Origin of the sequence: Lactococcus sp. AK05 (assembly GCF_041026685.1) — a bacterium.
Classification (GTDB): Bacteria; Bacillota; Bacilli; order Lactobacillales; family Streptococcaceae; genus Lactococcus; species Lactococcus lactis.
Window position 1 is genome coordinate 107,850 of record NZ_JBFTEI010000004.1, and the last position, 15,890, is coordinate 123,739.

The window sequence follows — 15,890 nt, forward strand, 5'->3', positions numbered from 1 at the left end:
TAATGACAAATAATGGTTTTGGATTTTCTTTCTTCTTAGTCTATGTTAGAATTAATTGTATGAATGAAATTACTTATACTCAAATTATGCCAAATGATATAGATGATGTCATCCGTATTGAAAGAGCTACTTTCTCAGAAAATGAAGCCCTCTCTGTAGAGTCAATGATCGAAAGAATTAACTTAATTCCTGATAGCTTTATCGCAGCAAGAAATAGTGAAGGAACTGTCGTAGGTTACGTTTCTGGTCCTGTTACAGAAGGTCGTTACTTAGATGATGAATCTTTTGAACGTACCGAAGCCAATCCCAAAACAGGGGGTTTCCAAAAAATCATCAGTTTAACCGTTGACCCTGATTATCAAGGCTTAGGAATTGCGACAAACTTACTCCTTTTACTTGAAAAAGAAGCCAAATCGAAAAAACGTTTGGGAATCAGTCTTACTTGCCATGATTATTTAGTTCCCTATTATGAAAAACACGGCTTTACTGACGAAGGACTTTCCGAGTCAAAATTCGGTGGAGAAACTTGGTACAATATGGTCATGGAATTTTAAAAAACAAAAGTTACTAACAAACCTGTCAGTAACTTTTTTTATTGATAAATTCTCAATTTTACTGACAGACTTATCAATAAAATCTATTTATTACTTTTGAGCAAAATAATCATTCAAATCTTGACGATATTTATTTCGCCAATCCTCTTTATTATCACTTAATAATTCATCAGCAAAAGTTGTAACATCATCGCCCAGAACCTCTGCTGGGCTTCTTCCATCAACTACTGCCAGTTCAAATAATTCAATAATATCATTAAAAATATGCCAATCTGTTGCCCCCATTTTGAACATATATTTTTGAATTGAACGATAAGCCTGATAAAAATCTTTAGGTAATTTTTTAGCTCGATTTTGCATGGCTTGCCAGTCTTTTTTTTCAGCAAGAAGGTCACTAATTTTATCTAAAACCATTTTTCAGCTCCTTATTAAGTTTATTTTTTTGCTTTTTTTCCCAACTATTATCATCCACCATCTCATCAATAAACGTCGCAACATCTGGACCAATTAAATCAGTCAATTCTTTGTCTTGGATTTTAGCTTCTTCAAGTAAATCAAGAACTTGTCCAAAAATAAATTTGAAATCTGCCCATTTCGTTATCCCAGAGTGCCATATATATTTTTTTAATTCCTTATAATCTTCATAATAATTCTCTCCAAGTTTCTGAGCACGATTTTCAAATTCGCGAAATTCTCTTTTTTCTTCAAGACCAATCATTCTATCAACAATATTTCTATGCTCCGCCATGATTTTCTCCCTTCTGCTCACTCAATAAATTTTGATGACGTAAAAACTCCAATTTTTCTGAAATAAAAGCCCATTTTTTCCAAAAATTTCCTCGCTCAATTTGCCCTGCCTCATTTAAACAATACCATTTTCGAGCGGGTCCAAGTTTTGAAGGCTTTTTTCTAATCTCAACATACCCTTTCTTTTCAAGACGCATCGTAATCGTATATACCGTTCCTTCTACAACATCTTCAAAACCAAGTTCTCGCAGTTTTTGAGTAATTTCATAACCATAAGTTTCCCCTTGACCAATGATTTCTAAAACACAACCCTCAAGAACTCCTTTCAACATTTCTGTAATTTGATTCATTTTTTCCTCCGCTATTTAGTAATACTAACTACATCTATATAGTAATACAATATAGCTAAAATGTCAATATTTCCCACTTTTATTAAAATAAAAAAACTGCTAGAAAGCAGTTTTAATAAATTATTTTTCAAAATTAATAACTTTAGTTTGACCTTTAAAATTTTCATAAAGGACCGATTCAATCCTTAAAGCAATAATTGACATATTCTCCGCATTTTCATGAAGAGATAGGATTAATTCTTCTTTTTTCACAATTTCTTGAGCTTTAGCCTCTTCTAAGATTTCTGCGTGAACCCGATTTGAAGACAAGCGCCCTCCTTTTTCCAACTTATCAAACCAAGTCGTAAAACTCACTTGTGAATTTCTTTTTAGATCACTAATCTTTGAAGCGTTTTTATCCGCAACCATGTAGAAAATATTTTCCGCTTTTTGAGCTTGAATAAAACTCATAATCGTTGTTGAACTCTTTGAATTTTCATCAGTCACACTTAAAGCAAGGTAGCCTGGAAAGTCTTTTAAAAGATAAGCAAGTTCATTTTCTACAGCATTCGTACCAACAACATTAGCCTTTTTATTAGTTTTAAAAATTGTTAAGAGAACAAGTGGTAAAGTAAGAAAAACATAAGCAATGATAAGTCCTAAAACAAATCTTAACCAATAATTTCCAAAATTCATTTCTAATATCAAGGCAAAAACAGCTAGAGAAATTAAAAAAACTACAAACAATTGAATAAAACGTTTTAAATACATATTAAACTCCTAAATACTCAAAATTCATTTAAGATAAAAACCGATAAATTATCGGTTTTCTTCTTTATTTTTTTACTAAATCAGCAAAAATCATTCGACCAGCACTTGTTTGTAGCACCTTAGCAACTTCAACAGTAACTGTTTTATCAATCAATTTTGCAGTATCTTCAATGACAATCATTGTTCCATCTGGTAAATAAGCCACACCTTGTTGACGTTCAGAACCAGCACGAATAATTTGTACGTTAATATGTTCACCCACAACAAGTTGTGTTTTCACAGCATTAGCAAGGTCATTAATGTTAAGAACTTGAACACCCTGAATTTCAGCAACTTTATTAAGATTAAAATCATTCGTCACTAATTTTGAGCCAGTAGAACTTGCATATTTAAGAAGTTTAGTATCAACTTCTCGAACATCTGGAAAATCAACTTGAGAAATTTCAACTTGATCAAATTTAGTCAATTCATTAACCAAATCCAAGCCCCGACGTCCTTTAGCCCTTTTCAGTGGGTCTGAACTATCAGAAATTAATTGTAATTCTAAAATCACAAAATTAGGAACAATAATTTTATCTGAAATGAACCCTGTTTTAATTACATCTAAAATCCGGCCATCAATGATTGAACTTGTATCCAATAAAATACTATTATCACTCTTAGATTCACTGACAACTTCCTCAGCAACTTCTGCTGGTTCAGTTGCCATTGCTTCACGGCGCTTACGAAAAAGCACTCGAGCAATTTCGTCTCCTCGTCGATCAAACAAAACATATCCCAAATAAATCATCACCAAAACAAGTATGAATGAAATGATATTACTTAAAATAGGAACATTTAAAAATCTTAATGGAATACTTCCAATAACCCCAACGAGAAGACCAAGAACAATCCCAATAATATTGAAGACCATTTTTGACATATTCATTTTGGAAATTCTAGAATCTATTTTTTTCAACCCATTAAGCATTGAACCGGCAAATATAAATGAAAGAATAATAAAAATAATTGCACCAATCACACCGTCAACAGCTTCGTTCTGCAAAATCCCTGTGTCCCAACCAAATACCTTTAAAATTGATGGTACAACAGCAACACCTAGCGATGCTCCGATGACAGTCATAACAAGATGAATAATCCAACGACGCATATCTTTTCCTCCTTTTAGAAAATGGATAGGCTTACAAGAAAGCCCTGTGTCAATTATACCACACGCTCCTTTAATATTGCTTATCCAAACACAAGAAATCTATTTAATTTCTCATGCTATATTTATTATTTTATAACTTATATCCCTCATTAGCGATCATTTAATTTTTTATTTTAAATAGAGTACATTAGATGATCATTGTGCTATAATGACCTTATCTTTTACAGATTATGAAGGAAAAAATTATGCTTAAATCCGCAGTCCATTCTAAAGAAAGTTTACTTGTTGCTCTATTACTTGCCATGAATACAGGCTTTGTTGATGCCTTTACCTTTTTTCATTTTGACGGCCGTTTCGCTAGTCTCCAAACTGGGAATTTGATTCAAACTGGAATTAATTTAGCCCATGGAAATCTAGAGAAAGCTTTTCAATTTATTATTCCAATTTTATTTTTTGCACTAGGTGCACTTTTCAAGACCTTATTCACCAAATATAAAACCCAAAATAATCAAAGTGAAATTGAATCCCTTCTCTTCATACAAATGATTGGTATTTTACTTATTTCTCTCGCCTTCGCTACTTTTTTACATTTATCAGCCTCACTTTTTGTTGGAATTCTCTCCTTTTTTATGGTTATTCAAGGTGATACCTTTACTCGAGTCAGAGGACTTCCTTATGCTAATATCATGTCCACAGGTAATATCAAAGCTTTTGGAACAAATCTAGGACAATATTTAGTTTCTAAAAACACTAAGGACTTAAAAAATTCACTCATCTTCTTATCTCTTGCTTTATCATTTGTTGTGGGAGCCTTTATTTCCTCTCTTTTAAGTTTATGGTTAGGTGATTTTACATTAATCGGCTCTAGTCTATTAATTCTATTAGCTTATTATTCTTATAAGATAAGTCATTCATAAAAAGCAAAGGCTATTTTCATTAACGAAATAGCCTTATTTTTATATTAGTCAAAGACTAGTTTTAAACATTCAGTTAAAGTTGTCACTCCAATCACTTGAATCTGTTCAGGAATATCAATCCCTACAATTGAATTTTTAGGAGCATATACTTTTTTAAATCCTAGTTTTGCAGCTTCATTCAATCTTTGTTCAATTCGGGTCACCCGGCGAATTTCACCTGTTAAACCAATTTCACCAATAAAACATTCACGCGCGTCTGTTGGAAGTTCTTTATAACTTGAAGCCACAGCAACCGCAACCGCGAGGTCAATGGCCGGCTCATCCAATTTTACCCCCCCTGCAGATTTGAGGTAGGCATCTTGATTTTGCATCAAAAGCCCCGTTCTCTTCTCGAGCACCGCCATAATTAAACTTACACGGTTAAAATCTAGGCCTGAGGTCGTCCTTTTAGCATTTCCAAACATTGTCGGTGTCGTCAGTGCTTGTATTTCAACTAATATGGGCCGTGTTCCCTCAAGGGCACAAACAATTGCAGATCCAGTTGAGCCCTCTAAGCGTTCTTCTAAAAAGACCTCTGAGGGATTAGTCACTTCGACCAAGCCATGGCCCTGCATCTCAAAAATTCCAATTTCATTAGTTGAACCAAAACGGTTTTTTACAGCACGAAGAATTCTAAATGTATTATTTCGCTCCCCTTCAAAATACAGCACCGTATCAACCATGTGCTCCAACATCCTTGGCCCGGCCAGCTGTCCTTCTTTAGTCACATGGCCAACAATAAAGGTCGCAATATCATTCGTTTTAGCAATTTGCATCAATTCTCCAGTCACTTCACGAACTTGACTTACAGAGCCTTGAGTTGATTGAATTTCTGGTGTCATAATTGTTTGAATGGAATCAATAATTAAAAAGTTAGGTTTTAAACGCTCAACTTCTGCACGAATCGACTGCATATTTGTTTCAGCATAGAGATAGAAATCTCGGTCAATATCTCCTAAACGTTCGGCTCTTAGTTTAATTTGTTGGGCTGATTCTTCACCACTCACATAAAGCACACGACCTCTAGAAGCCAATTGGGTAGAAACTTGTAAAAGTAAGGTTGATTTACCTATCCCAGGGTCTCCCCCAATCAGAACTAATGAACCAGGAACAACACCTCCTCCTAATACACGATTAAATTCATCTAAGTCAGTTTCAATCCGAGGAGTATCAAATAATTCAACTTCATCTAGCTTCAATGGTTTTGAACGTTCGCCAGTCATTGACACACGTTGATTTTTAACTTCTTGGACTTCAACTTCTTCAACAAAAGAAGACCATTCGCCACAGTTTGGACAACGTCCTAAGTATTTTGCAGACTTATAGCCACAATTTTGACAAACAAATGATGATTTTTTCTTCGCCATTTTCCCTCCACTTATTCATACGTAAAATTTATTAAAATGTAACAAAACAGCGGATAATCCGCTGTTTTATTTGATCAAGGATTTTATTCTTTTACTATTTTATCATATTCCAGAGTGTCTGACACGAATCTTAGATAAAAATAATTGTAACTTTTTTTCTTGATTCTCAATGACCATACCTGATGAGCAAAGCAAAGCATTTCATCTATCTTTATTACTATTGTAGAAATTTATACTTTAATATTCGCCTATATCAAAAATAAAACTCTTTATTTTCAATATTAATCTTTAATTCTTATACCATTATGTTAGTAACTAAAAAATCTTATTTTATAAATAAGACCTCTCATTTTAAATATATCTACTGTAAAAAATATGCCATTGAACAGAATCGAACTGTCGACCTTCACCTTACCATGGTGCTGCTCTACCGACTGAGCTACAACGGCTAAAATAAATAAATTGAGTGGTCTGACTAGATTAGAAATTTAATCTAATCAGACAGAGCTAGACTATAAGCAAGGCTGATGCGAAAGAGAGTCAATCACAACTCAACACATGCACCCACAGAAACCCCCGCCAACATCATAACACTCAATTTAGTATTTTATTATTACTTCAAGATTTAATACAATTAAACCAATTCAATGATTGCCATAGGCGCAGCATCACCACGACGTGGTTCTACTTTAAGGATACGAGTGTAACCACCGTTACGTCCTTCGTAGCGTTTAGCAAGGTCGTTGAATAATTTTTGAAGGGCAGTTGGGAAAGTTTCAGTTTCTTCGTTGAAATCTTTAATTGCGATTTCATTACGTACGTAAGCAGCTGCTGCACGACGAGCTGAAAGGTCACCTTTTTTACCAAGCGTAATCATTTTTTCTACTGTACGACGAACTTCTTTAGCGCGAGCTTCAGTTGTAACGATAGTTTCGTTGATGATCAAATCTGTAGTCAAATCACGAAGCATAGCTTTACGTTGTGAAGATGTACGTCCGAGTTTACGATTGCTCATTTGTTTCCTCCTATATTATTATTTTCTTTTTTTAAGGGAAAGTCCCAATTCAGTCAATTTAACTTTGACTTCTTCTACTGATTTGTGACCGAGGTTTTTGACTTTAATCATGTCAGCTTCGCTCATTTCAACAATATCAGCAACAGTGTTGATACCTGCGCGTTTCAAACCATTGTAAGCACGAACTGAGAAGTCCATTTCTTCAATAATTTTATCGAGCACACGTTCTGTTTTAACTTCATCTTTAACAACAAGTGTTTCGGCTTCAGCTGCAACTTCTGAAAGATCAACGAACAAGTTCAAGTGGTCTGTCAAGATTTTAGCTGAGAGTGACAAAGCTTCGTCAGAAACGATAGTACCGTTTGTAGTAATTTCAAGTGTTAATTTATCGTAGCTAGAATCTCCACCAACACGGGCAGGTTCTACTTGATAATTTACTTTACTTACTGGTGTGTAAATTGAGTCTACAGCAATTGTGCCAATTGGCGCTCCATCGACTTTATTTTCGTCAGCCGGAACATAGCCGTATCCTTTTTTAACAGTCATTACAGCACGCATTGAGTGACCTTCAGCAATAGAGAACAAGTAATGGTCTTTGTTGACAATTTCAATGTCGCTATCAGTTAAGATATCACCAGCAGTAACATCCATAGGACCAGTTACGTCAAGTTCGATTTGTTTTTCAGACTCTACGTATGATTTGATGGCAATTCCTTTAACCGCAAGAACGATTTGGATGACATCTTCACGTACGCCAGGGATTGTTGCGAATTCGTGTTGAACACCTTCAATTTGAATTGAAGTCACAGCAGCACCAGGAAGTGATGACAAAAGGACGCGACGCAGAGAGTTACCTAAAGTTGTACCATAACCACGTTCAAGTGGTTCAACAACGAATTTACCGTAATTTTCTGATTCGTCAAATTTAGTAATTTTTGGTTTTTCAAACTCAATCATGTATGTTCTCCTCTAAGCGAAAAGTGATTAGTGACAAGAGCAACTAATTATACACGACGACGTTTTGGAGGACGTGCACCATTGTGAGGTACAGGAGTCACATCACTGATAGATGTTACATTAAGACCAGCTGCAGCGAGTGCGCGGATAGCTGATTCGCGACCTGAACCAGGACCTTTAACTGTAACAGATACAGTTTTCAAACCTTGCTCTTGAGCAGCTTTAGCAGCAGCTTCTGAAGCCATTTGAGCGGCGAAAGGTGTAGATTTTTTAGAACCTTTAAATCCAAGTGCACCAGCTGATGACCAAGCAAGGGCGTTACCATGAACGTCTGTGATCATAACGATTGTGTTGTTGAATGTTGATTGGATATGAACAATTCCAGATTCAATATTCTTTTTAACACGACGTTTACGTGTAATTTTTGCCATTTTAACTCCTTTCTATTTAATTATTTTTTCTTACCTGCGATTGATTTAGCAGGACCTTTACGTGTACGAGCGTTGTTCTTAGTGTTTTGTCCACGTGTAGGAAGTCCACGACGGTGACGCATACCACGGTAAGAACCAATTTCCATCAAACGTTTGATGTTAAGTGACACTTCACGACGAAGGTCTCCTTCGAGTTTCAAGCCATCGAGTTCACGACGGATTGCATCTTCTTGATCTGATGTCAAATCTTTTGTACGGATATCTTCTGAGACACCTGCAGCTGCAAGTACTTTTTTAGATGTTTGAAGTCCAACACCGAATACGTATGTTAATGAAATAACAATGCGTTTTTCGTTTGGAATATCAACTCCAGCAAAACGAGCCATATTTTTCTATTTCCTTTCTATCCCTGACGTTGTTTGTGTTTTGGATTGGCAGGGCAAATTACCATTACACGACCGTTACGACGAATAACTTTACAGTATTCGCAGATTGGTTTAACTGATGGTCTTACTTTCATTGTGTCTTCCTTTCTATGGTTACTGTGCATCATGCACTCAATGAATGTCCGGATTACTTAAATCGGTAAGTAATTCGTCCGCGTGTCAAATCGTATGGTGAGAGTTCAACTTGAACCTTGTCTCCAGGCAAGATACGGATATAATTCTTTCGAATTTTTCCTGAAATCGTCGCCAAGACTTGGTGACCATTTTCGAGTTCAACCGTGAACATCGCATTCGGCATGGTGTCAACGACTTTGCCGTCTACTTCAATTACATCATCTTTTGCCAAGCAAAAGTACCTCCTTAGAAATTTCCCGAAAGATATATACTATATATATCTAAAAAGTCGGACTTATGTATTTTAGCATTTTTCAGCAACAAATGCAAGTCTTTCTTTCAGAAAAGCCTTTATTTTTCTAGCTTGAGTACAGGTTTAATTTATTACTCGCTTTCAAAGCTGTTCATGGCAATGTTTTCGGGTGTTTCATTTTTATTATTTTACTGACAGAGAACCTGTCAGTAAAATTTTGTATTCTGATCTTGTTATTTTATTAAAAAAACCTCTGTCAGAGGTTTTTATTTTTATTATCCTAAAACTTTTTTAATATCTTCTGTTACTTGGCTAATTTCTTGTTCACCTTCAATGTTTTTAACAAGTCCAAGTTCAGTATAGTGTTCAATAATTGGAGCTGATTCTTTAATATTGACATCCAAACGATTTTTAACTGTTTCTGGAACATCATCCGCACGTTGATAAAGGTCATGACTACCACAAACGTCACAAACACCTTCAACTTTAGTTGGATTAAAGATTTTATGATAAGTTGCTCCACAGTTACGGCAGATGTATCGCCCACTTAAACGGTCAACCAAAATATCTGGGTTAACACCGATATTTACAACGGCATCAAGTTTAATTCCGAGTTCTTCAAGCATTGTATCAAGTGCATGAGCTTGGTCAATCGTACGTGGATATCCATCAAGCAAGAAGCCTGAAGCTTTGATATCATCTTGTGCTAAACGTTCTTTAACAATTCCGTTCGTTACTTCATCAGGTACGAGTTCACCTTTATCGATGAAAGATTTAGCAAGTTTACCCATTTCAGTTTCGTTTTTCATTGCGGCACGGAACATGTCACCTGTTGAAATGTGATTTACTCCATAATTTTTAACGATGAACTCAGCTTGAGTTCCTTTACCAGCTCCTGGAAGTCCCATGATTAATAAATTCATTTTGTTTTCTCCTGATTTTAATTTATAAATTACTGACAGAACTGTCAGTAAATTGCAGATGTTCTCTGTGATTTTACCTACACTATTTTAGCGTATTTTTGCTAAAAAATAAAGAAAAACCTTGTCTAATGACAAGATTTTATTTTGTTTCAAGTGGATTATCCATAAATCCTGCATATTTACGTTTGAGTAAATATCCTTCAAGTTGTTTTACTGCTTGTATAGCAACTTGAATCAAGATTAAGAGTGATGTTCCTCCAAGAGCGACAATTTTTGGAAGTCCCCAAACGTTTTGGGCGGCAATTGGAATGATTGAAATCAAACCAAGGAAGAGCGCACCTACCGTTGCAAGACGCATCAAGAGACGTGATACATACTTTTCGGTTCCTTTACCCGGACGAACAGATGGAATGTAAGAACCTTGTTTTTGAAGGTTTTCAGCCATCTTTTCAGGATTGACCTGAACGAATGAGTAGAAGAATGTAAAGAGCACAATCAATAATGCGTAGAAGAGCATTCCTGTCCAAGTCGTATATGACAAGGCGTCTTGTAAAGTTGACAACCAACCTACATTACTTCCTTGCGAACGTTGCAAGAATTGCAAAATCGTAGCTGGAGCAGTTGTAATTGAACCAGCAAAGATAACTGGGATAACCCCAGCTGGATTGACACGAAGTGGCAAATAAGAACTTGTTGGTGCACCTTGAGTCAATTTAGTATATTGAATAGGTACTTTACGTTCTGCTTGTTGAACAAAAGTTGTTACATAAATAATGATAATTGCTGACAATACTAGACCAATGACAAATAACCAAGACATTGGAATTTCTGAAGGTCGAACGTTTAAGAATTTTTCATCATAAACAGATTTGACCGCCGATGGGATACTAGATACAATCCCAGCAAAGATAATTACTGAAACACCTGAACCAAATCCTTTTTCATTAATTTGTTCACCCATCCAAGTGACAACCATTGAACCAGTAGTCAAAATTGCACCAATCATCAAATAGCTTTGCCAATTTGGATTTTGCACAATATTTAACGAGCTCATGGCTTGGAAACCAGCAGTAATCCCGATAGATTGTGCCATAGCAAGCACTAAGGTAATGTAACGTGTCGCTTGATTCAGTTTACGACGTCCAATTTCCCCTTGTTTTGACCACTCAACAAATTTTGGTAAAATGTCCATTTGCAACAATTGAACAATGATTGAAGCAGTAATATAAGGCGAAACCCCCATTGCAAAGAGTGAATAGTTTTGCATTGCATTACCAGAAACCAAGTTCATCATGTTCAAGAAAGGAAGATTACTTACTTCTGTCAAGTTTTGAACGTTGACGCCAGGTACCGTAATATGAGCACCTAAGCGGAAAACAAAAAGGATGAAAATCGTAAAGAGAATTCTTGCTCGGACGTCCTTGACCTTAAAGGCTTCCTTAAGCGTCTTAAAAAACATAAAATCTCCTTAAAGCGTTTTAGTTGTAAATAGACAATAAGCGGTTGAAAATTCAACCGCCAATTGTAGTGTAAAAATTAAGCTTCTTCTACAGAACCACCAGCAGCTTCGATTGCAGCTTTAGCAGCAGCAGATACTTTAGCAACTTTAACTGTAAGTTTTTTAGCTGTCAATTCACCGTTAGCAAGAACTTTAACACCTGATTTAACGTCCTTGATGATTTTAGCAGCTACAAGAGTTTCAGCTGAAACAGTTGCTCCATCTTCAAGACGGTTCAAAGTTTCAAGGTTGACAATAGCGTATTCTTTACGGTTAACATTCAAGAAACCACGTTTTGGCATGCGACGGAACAATTCTGTTTGTCCACCTTCAAAACCAGGACGTACTCCACCACCTGAACGAGATTTTTGACCTTTTTGTCCACGTCCAGATGTTTTACCGTTACCTGATGATGTACCACGACCTACGCGATTACGTACTTTACGACTGCCTTCAGCAGCTTTCAATGAATGAAGTTCCATTTTTTTCTCCTTATTTTGTACCTTGCTGTCGCCTATTTTCCATGTAAGGAACGTGAAAAACAAACTCGCCGATACGTTAATATATTTATTGGCCTGATATCAGACTTCTATTATTTTACTATTTTTCGATTGGAATTACAAGCCATTTCGTCGTTTGCAAATATATTTTATTATTCTAAAAAATAGCAAATAATCTTTTTTAAATTACTCTAGATTTCTGTCAGTAAAAAAACAATCCTGTCAGTAAAGACAGAATTGTTTTTTTTAATATTAATTATGCTTCTTCAACTTTTACCAAGTGAGAAATAGAGTTTACCATACCAAGAATAGCAGGTGAACCTTCTTTTACTACTGAGCTGTTGAGTTTACCAAGACCGAGTGCTTTAACAGTTTTGCGTTGAGCAGGGATACGGCCGATTGGTGAGTTTACCAATGTAATTTTAATTTGAGCCATTTTTTCCTCCTTAGGCGAAATCTGATACAGATTTACCGCGTAATGCAGCAACTTCTTCAGCACGTTTCAATTGATTCAATCCATCAACAGTTGCACGAACAACGTTGATTGGTGTGTTTGAACCAAGTGATTTTGATGTTACGTCAGCAACACCAGCGAGTTCGAGGACGGCACGAACGGCACCACCTGCGGCAACTCCAGCACCTTCTACAGCTGGTTTAAGGAGGATTTTACCACCACCGAAGACACCAAGTGCTTCGTGAGGAAGTGTAGTACCTACCATAGGAACTGTAATAAGGTTTTTCTTAGCTGCTTCGATTGCTTTACGGATAGCTTCAGGAACTTCTTGAGCTTTACCAGTACCGAAACCTACGCGACCGTTACGGTCACCAACAACAACAAGTGCTGCAAAGCGAAGACGACGTCCACCTTTAACAACTTTAGTAACGCGGTTAATTGAAACTACGCGTTCTTCAAATTCGCTTTGTTCGCGATCATTTCTTCTGTTTTCTGCCATGTTTAATTACCCCTTTCCTTAGAATTTCAATCCAGCTTCACGAGCTGCTGTAGCGAGTGCTGCAACACGTCCGTGATAGAGGTAACCACCGCGGTCGAAGACAACTTCTTCAACGCCTTTAGCTTTTGCAGCTTCAGCAACGAGTTTACCAACTTCTGCGGCTTGTTCAGTTTTAGTACCAGTCAATTTAAGTGATGAAGCTGATGCAAGTGTTGTACCAGTTACGTCATCAATGACTTGTGCATAAATGTTTGTGTTTGAACGGAAAACGTTCAAACGTGGAGTTTCAGATGTTCCTGAAATTTTACCGCGTACACGTGTGTGACGTTTTTGGCGGAGTTTGTTTTTATCTGGTTTAGAAATCACAATTCTACCTCTATATTATTTTAAATTTCGATAGTTTTTGCCATCGATTTTCTTACTGACAGAATTACTAGAATGCTGTCAGCAAGCGGGGAGTTTTTGTCTGTCTAACAAAGTTAGCATTGACAAAATACTGGCAATTTGACAAGTCAAACCACCAATTACGGATAACATTTTTTGCTAAATGAATGTCCAAGTGAACATTATTTTGACAAAAATTATTTACCAGTTTTACCTTCTTTACGACGAACGTATTCACCAACGTAACGGATCCCTTTACCTTTATAAGGTTCTGGAGAACGACGGCTACGGATATAAGCTGCTGTTTGACCAACGGCTTCTTTGCTGATACCTTCAACAACGATAGAAGTTGGAGTTGCAACAACAAATTTGATGTTTTCTGGTGCTTCAACTTCGTCTTGGTGAGATTTACCAACTGACAATACAAGTTTAGTTCCTTGTAACTGTGCACGGTACCCAACCCCGATCATTTCAAGTGCTTTAGAGAAACCAGTTGAAACACCTTCTACCATGTTAGCAAGAAGGGCACGAGTAGTTCCGTGGAGCATTTTCATTTCTTTAGTGTCGTTTGGACGTTTTACAGTGATTTCGTTTTCAGCGATATCAAGTGTGATGTTTTCGTTGAATGAACGAACGAGTTCACCTTTAGGTCCTTTGACAGTGACAGTTGCACCGTTTACTTCTACAGATACGCCTGCAGGGATAACGATGACTTTGTTACCAATACGTGACATTTTTTTCTCCTGTTAAATTATCAGATTTAATTCAATCTGTTTTCACGGGTTTTAAATCAAAATTTGATTTAAAAGAACTTTTATTTTACTGACAGGCATAAAAATATTTCTGTCAGTAATTTTGACTTACGAAAAATTCGCTTGTCGGTTTAATATCATCAAAAGTCGACATTAAACATTTAGATCAACTCCATCAATGAAGTCTCTCCGAACTAATTACCAGATATAGGCAATTACTTCACCACCAACATTTGTTTCACGAGCAACTTTATCAGTTACTACACCAGTAGATGTTGAGATGATTGCTGTACCGAGTCCGTTAAGAACTTTAGGAACATCATCAGATTTCACGTAAACACGAAGACCTGGTTTTGAAATACGTTTCAAGTTAGTGATAACTTTTTCACCGTTTTTACCGTATTTAAGGAAAACGCGGATTACGCCTTGTTTGTTATCTTCAACGTATTCAACATCTTTCACGTAACCTTCAGCTTTGAGGATTTCAGCGATTTGACGTTTGATTTTTGATGCAGGTGCTTCAACAACATCGAATTTACGCATGTTACCATTACGAATACGAGTCAAGAAATCTGCGATTGGGTCAGTCATTACCATAGTGTAATTTCTCCTTATTTGTAGTTTGGGCTTGTTCAAATCCCACTTTCAAATTAATGAGGTCTTTTTCATAAAAAGACCGAACTTAATTAGTATAGCAGAAGTTCCGCACCATGTCAACACTTTTCTTTACAATGTTTTCGGGTGTGTCATGGTTTTTCTATAAAAAAATACTGACAGAATTTCTGTCAGCAACTTTCATCCTGGCTTACGAATTCGGACTTGTTGTATCATTACTTATCTTGTAAAAAAATGACGTTGGGTTAGTATCAAATATTTCCATACCCTCATCATTTGAAGTTATTGCAAATCTATCTTTTGTCCTATCTGTTTTATCCGTTTGTGAAGAGTTTGCAAAAGTTGGTGAGCTGTTAGCCGCAGCAAACATGAACCCCATGTATTTCCCAAGATTCACAGCACCAGCCATAATAATCCCATTCTTTGATTGTGGTCCAGATATAACTCTTTGATATCCTGAACTAAAAATGATGGTACCATTTTTCAGAACAGCTTTACCACCTCCGTCAGTAGTTTGCCATGTTCCGTTTAAAGAAGAATAGTCACCTGCAAGAATTTGTGAACTATTAGCAGCCTCATACTGACTAGTTGAACTTGGACTTATGTCCGAACTTGAACTTGAACTCGTACTTATACTTGAAGATTGTGAACTACTGCTTGGGAGACTTTCCTTATTTTTTATACTTTGTGACGAACTAGTATGCTCAGCTTTTTCACTTTCTTTACTCCCACTACTACAAGCTGCTAAAGTCACTAAAGCTCCTAAAATAATGGCAGAAACTGTTACATATTTTTTGATTTTACCAAATTTCTTTTCCATAAATTTCTCCTATTCTTTAGCTATTATAGCAAATTATTACATTTATTTCACTTTTTGAAAACGTTCCCATATCATAGAATTCTAAGATACAAAAAAAATTACTGACAGAAATTCTGTCAGTAATTTTTATTCGTTACACGATAATTAACAAATTACCATGAAGCTTTTTTAACGCCTGGCAATTGACCTTTATAAGCCAATTCGCGAAGACAGATACGGCAAAGTTTAAATTTGCGGTAAACTGAATGTGGACGTCCGCAACGTTCGCAACGAGTATAAGCTTGTGTTGAGAATTTTGCAGGGCGTTGGTTTTTAACAACCATAGATTTCTTAGCCATTTATGTATTCTCCCTAT

General features: G+C 36.2%; 24 protein-coding genes and 1 tRNA gene. 2 read left to right on the forward strand and 23 right to left on the reverse strand.

Going from position 1 to position 15,890, the window contains the following annotated elements:
* Positions 1–59: 59 nt before the first annotated feature.
* Positions 60–554 carry a GNAT family N-acetyltransferase gene (locus AB6B24_RS09115; RefSeq protein WP_012898594.1) on the forward strand — a complete coding sequence of 165 codons (495 nt, stop codon included), beginning with the start codon at positions 60–62 and terminating at the stop codon, positions 552–554.
* A gap of 90 nt (positions 555–644) precedes the next feature.
* On the opposite strand, the gene AB6B24_RS09120 is transcribed toward AB6B24_RS09115, so the two are convergent.
* The 5 genes from AB6B24_RS09120 to AB6B24_RS09140 all read right to left on the reverse strand — a co-directional run bounded on the left by AB6B24_RS09120 (position 645) and on the right by AB6B24_RS09140 (position 3,551).
* The gene (locus tag AB6B24_RS09120) at positions 645–968 is read right to left on the reverse strand and encodes a DUF1048 domain-containing protein (RefSeq protein WP_311805778.1); all 324 of its coding nucleotides are present in this window, start codon (positions 966–968) and stop codon (positions 645–647) included.
* Positions 955–1,302, reverse strand: a complete 348-nt coding sequence (locus AB6B24_RS09125; RefSeq protein ID WP_311805780.1) for a DUF1048 domain-containing protein — start codon at positions 1,300–1,302, stop codon at positions 955–957. Before AB6B24_RS09125 ends, AB6B24_RS09120 begins: the two co-directional genes overlap by 14 nt.
* Entirely contained in the window at positions 1,289–1,651 is a 363-nt protein-coding gene (locus tag AB6B24_RS09130) for a PadR family transcriptional regulator (RefSeq protein ID WP_311805782.1), read from the reverse strand. Before AB6B24_RS09130 ends, AB6B24_RS09125 begins: the two co-directional genes overlap by 14 nt.
* Before the next feature lie 120 nt (positions 1,652–1,771).
* Complete coding sequence (locus AB6B24_RS09135) at positions 1,772–2,401, reverse strand: pyridoxamine 5'-phosphate oxidase family protein (RefSeq protein ID WP_311805785.1); 630 nt, start codon at positions 2,399–2,401, stop codon at positions 1,772–1,774.
* A gap of 64 nt (positions 2,402–2,465) precedes the next feature.
* Positions 2,466–3,551, reverse strand: coding sequence for a PIN/TRAM domain-containing protein (locus tag AB6B24_RS09140; RefSeq protein ID WP_021723074.1), 1,086 nt, complete (start codon positions 3,549–3,551; stop codon positions 2,466–2,468).
* A 230-nt stretch (positions 3,552–3,781) separates the two neighbouring features.
* Between AB6B24_RS09140 and AB6B24_RS09145 the strand changes: the two genes are divergently transcribed.
* A complete protein-coding gene (locus tag AB6B24_RS09145; protein WP_012898598.1) occupies positions 3,782–4,468 on the forward strand; it encodes a YoaK family protein in 687 nt (228 codons plus the stop codon).
* 44 nt (positions 4,469–4,512) lie between these two features.
* On the opposite strand, the gene radA is transcribed toward AB6B24_RS09145, so the two are convergent.
* From radA to AB6B24_RS09235, 18 genes are all read right to left on the reverse strand, one after another.
* The gene (gene radA / locus AB6B24_RS09150) at positions 4,513–5,874 is read right to left on the reverse strand and encodes a DNA repair protein RadA (RefSeq protein WP_311802868.1); all 1,362 of its coding nucleotides are present in this window, start codon (positions 5,872–5,874) and stop codon (positions 4,513–4,515) included.
* Between the two features lie 376 nt (positions 5,875–6,250).
* Positions 6,251–6,323 (reverse strand) — tRNA-Thr (locus AB6B24_RS09155).
* 185 nt (positions 6,324–6,508) lie between these two features.
* Positions 6,509–6,889: a 50S ribosomal protein L17 gene (rplQ, locus tag AB6B24_RS09160; protein ID WP_003130558.1), complete on the reverse strand. Its 381-nt coding sequence runs from the start codon at positions 6,887–6,889 to the stop codon at positions 6,509–6,511.
* Positions 6,890–6,907: 18 nt separating this feature from the next.
* Positions 6,908–7,846: a DNA-directed RNA polymerase subunit alpha gene (locus AB6B24_RS09165; RefSeq protein WP_003130557.1), complete on the reverse strand. Its 939-nt coding sequence runs from the start codon at positions 7,844–7,846 to the stop codon at positions 6,908–6,910.
* 47 nt (positions 7,847–7,893) lie between these two features.
* Positions 7,894–8,277: a 30S ribosomal protein S11 gene (rpsK, locus tag AB6B24_RS09170; RefSeq protein WP_010906297.1), complete on the reverse strand. Its 384-nt coding sequence runs from the start codon at positions 8,275–8,277 to the stop codon at positions 7,894–7,896.
* Positions 8,278–8,297: 20 nt separating this feature from the next.
* Complete coding sequence (rpsM, locus tag AB6B24_RS09175) at positions 8,298–8,663, reverse strand: 30S ribosomal protein S13 (protein ID WP_003130555.1); 366 nt, start codon at positions 8,661–8,663, stop codon at positions 8,298–8,300.
* 17 nt (positions 8,664–8,680) lie between these two features.
* Complete coding sequence (gene rpmJ / locus AB6B24_RS09180) at positions 8,681–8,797, reverse strand: 50S ribosomal protein L36 (protein ID WP_001808836.1); 117 nt, start codon at positions 8,795–8,797, stop codon at positions 8,681–8,683.
* 53 nt (positions 8,798–8,850) lie between these two features.
* Positions 8,851–9,069 carry a translation initiation factor IF-1 gene (gene infA / locus AB6B24_RS09185; protein ID WP_003130554.1) on the reverse strand — a complete coding sequence of 73 codons (219 nt, stop codon included), beginning with the start codon at positions 9,067–9,069 and terminating at the stop codon, positions 8,851–8,853.
* Positions 9,070–9,365: 296 nt separating this feature from the next.
* Positions 9,366–10,013, reverse strand: a complete 648-nt coding sequence (locus AB6B24_RS09190; protein WP_311805787.1) for an adenylate kinase — start codon at positions 10,011–10,013, stop codon at positions 9,366–9,368.
* Between the two features lie 139 nt (positions 10,014–10,152).
* Positions 10,153–11,472, reverse strand: a complete 1,320-nt coding sequence (gene secY, locus AB6B24_RS09195; protein ID WP_003129919.1) for a preprotein translocase subunit SecY — start codon at positions 11,470–11,472, stop codon at positions 10,153–10,155.
* A 77-nt stretch (positions 11,473–11,549) separates the two neighbouring features.
* Entirely contained in the window at positions 11,550–11,993 is a 444-nt protein-coding gene (rplO, locus tag AB6B24_RS09200; RefSeq protein WP_003129920.1) for a 50S ribosomal protein L15, read from the reverse strand.
* Positions 11,994–12,267: 274 nt separating this feature from the next.
* Positions 12,268–12,447 carry a 50S ribosomal protein L30 gene (rpmD, locus tag AB6B24_RS09205; RefSeq protein ID WP_003129921.1) on the reverse strand — a complete coding sequence of 60 codons (180 nt, stop codon included), beginning with the start codon at positions 12,445–12,447 and terminating at the stop codon, positions 12,268–12,270.
* Positions 12,448–12,457: 10 nt separating this feature from the next.
* Positions 12,458–12,964, reverse strand: a complete 507-nt coding sequence (gene rpsE / locus AB6B24_RS09210) for a 30S ribosomal protein S5 (protein ID WP_003129922.1) — start codon at positions 12,962–12,964, stop codon at positions 12,458–12,460.
* Positions 12,965–12,982: 18 nt separating this feature from the next.
* On the reverse strand, positions 12,983–13,330 hold the full coding sequence (rplR, locus tag AB6B24_RS09215) for a 50S ribosomal protein L18 (RefSeq protein WP_003129924.1): 348 nt from the start codon (positions 13,328–13,330) through the stop codon (positions 12,983–12,985).
* 215 nt (positions 13,331–13,545) lie between these two features.
* Entirely contained in the window at positions 13,546–14,082 is a 537-nt protein-coding gene (gene rplF, locus AB6B24_RS09220; protein ID WP_003129925.1) for a 50S ribosomal protein L6, read from the reverse strand.
* Positions 14,083–14,298: 216 nt separating this feature from the next.
* Positions 14,299–14,697 carry a 30S ribosomal protein S8 gene (gene rpsH / locus AB6B24_RS09225; RefSeq protein WP_003129932.1) on the reverse strand — a complete coding sequence of 133 codons (399 nt, stop codon included), beginning with the start codon at positions 14,695–14,697 and terminating at the stop codon, positions 14,299–14,301.
* Between the two features lie 208 nt (positions 14,698–14,905).
* Positions 14,906–15,535 carry a DUF6287 domain-containing protein gene (locus AB6B24_RS09230; RefSeq protein WP_311805789.1) on the reverse strand — a complete coding sequence of 210 codons (630 nt, stop codon included), beginning with the start codon at positions 15,533–15,535 and terminating at the stop codon, positions 14,906–14,908.
* Positions 15,536–15,687: 152 nt separating this feature from the next.
* The gene (locus tag AB6B24_RS09235) at positions 15,688–15,873 is read right to left on the reverse strand and encodes a type Z 30S ribosomal protein S14 (protein WP_003129946.1); all 186 of its coding nucleotides are present in this window, start codon (positions 15,871–15,873) and stop codon (positions 15,688–15,690) included.
* Positions 15,874–15,890 lie beyond the last annotated feature (17 nt).

What these genes read in the sequence shown, in the direction of transcription:
- AB6B24_RS09115 (WP_012898594.1), top strand. Translation starts at nt 60, where the DNA reads ATGAATGAAATTACTTATACTCAAATTATGCCAAATGATATAGATGAT.
- AB6B24_RS09120 (WP_311805778.1), bottom strand. Translation starts at nt 968, where the DNA reads ATGGTTTTAGATAAAATTAGTGACCTTCTTGCTGAAAAAAAAGACTGG.
- AB6B24_RS09125 (WP_311805780.1), bottom strand. Translation starts at nt 1,302, where the DNA reads ATGGCGGAGCATAGAAATATTGTTGATAGAATGATTGGTCTTGAAGAA.
- AB6B24_RS09130 (WP_311805782.1), bottom strand. Translation starts at nt 1,651, where the DNA reads ATGAATCAAATTACAGAAATGTTGAAAGGAGTTCTTGAGGGTTGTGTT.
- AB6B24_RS09135 (WP_311805785.1), bottom strand. Translation starts at nt 2,401, where the DNA reads ATGTATTTAAAACGTTTTATTCAATTGTTTGTAGTTTTTTTAATTTCT.
- AB6B24_RS09140 (WP_021723074.1), bottom strand. Translation starts at nt 3,551, where the DNA reads ATGCGTCGTTGGATTATTCATCTTGTTATGACTGTCATCGGAGCATCG.
- AB6B24_RS09145 (WP_012898598.1), top strand. Translation starts at nt 3,782, where the DNA reads ATGAAGGAAAAAATTATGCTTAAATCCGCAGTCCATTCTAAAGAAAGT.
- radA (WP_311802868.1), bottom strand. Translation starts at nt 5,874, where the DNA reads ATGGCGAAGAAAAAATCATCATTTGTTTGTCAAAATTGTGGCTATAAG.
- rplQ (WP_003130558.1), bottom strand. Translation starts at nt 6,889, where the DNA reads ATGAGCAATCGTAAACTCGGACGTACATCTTCACAACGTAAAGCTATG.
- AB6B24_RS09165 (WP_003130557.1), bottom strand. Translation starts at nt 7,846, where the DNA reads ATGATTGAGTTTGAAAAACCAAAAATTACTAAATTTGACGAATCAGAA.
- rpsK (WP_010906297.1), bottom strand. Translation starts at nt 8,277, where the DNA reads ATGGCAAAAATTACACGTAAACGTCGTGTTAAAAAGAATATTGAATCT.
- rpsM (WP_003130555.1), bottom strand. Translation starts at nt 8,663, where the DNA reads ATGGCTCGTTTTGCTGGAGTTGATATTCCAAACGAAAAACGCATTGTT.
- rpmJ (WP_001808836.1), bottom strand. Translation starts at nt 8,797, where the DNA reads ATGAAAGTAAGACCATCAGTTAAACCAATCTGCGAATACTGTAAAGTT.
- AB6B24_RS09190 (WP_311805787.1), bottom strand. Translation starts at nt 10,013, where the DNA reads ATGAATTTATTAATCATGGGACTTCCAGGAGCTGGTAAAGGAACTCAA.
- secY (WP_003129919.1), bottom strand. Translation starts at nt 11,472, where the DNA reads ATGTTTTTTAAGACGCTTAAGGAAGCCTTTAAGGTCAAGGACGTCCGA.
- rplO (WP_003129920.1), bottom strand. Translation starts at nt 11,993, where the DNA reads ATGGAACTTCATTCATTGAAAGCTGCTGAAGGCAGTCGTAAAGTACGT.
- rpmD (WP_003129921.1), bottom strand. Translation starts at nt 12,447, where the DNA reads ATGGCTCAAATTAAAATTACATTGGTAAACTCACCAATCGGCCGTATC.
- rpsE (WP_003129922.1), bottom strand. Translation starts at nt 12,964, where the DNA reads ATGGCAGAAAACAGAAGAAATGATCGCGAACAAAGCGAATTTGAAGAA.
- rplF (WP_003129925.1), bottom strand. Translation starts at nt 14,082, where the DNA reads ATGTCACGTATTGGTAACAAAGTCATCGTTATCCCTGCAGGCGTATCT.
- rpsH (WP_003129932.1), bottom strand. Translation starts at nt 14,697, where the DNA reads ATGGTAATGACTGACCCAATCGCAGATTTCTTGACTCGTATTCGTAAT.
- AB6B24_RS09230 (WP_311805789.1), bottom strand. Translation starts at nt 15,535, where the DNA reads ATGGAAAAGAAATTTGGTAAAATCAAAAAATATGTAACAGTTTCTGCC.
- AB6B24_RS09235 (WP_003129946.1), bottom strand. Translation starts at nt 15,873, where the DNA reads ATGGCTAAGAAATCTATGGTTGTTAAAAACCAACGCCCTGCAAAATTC.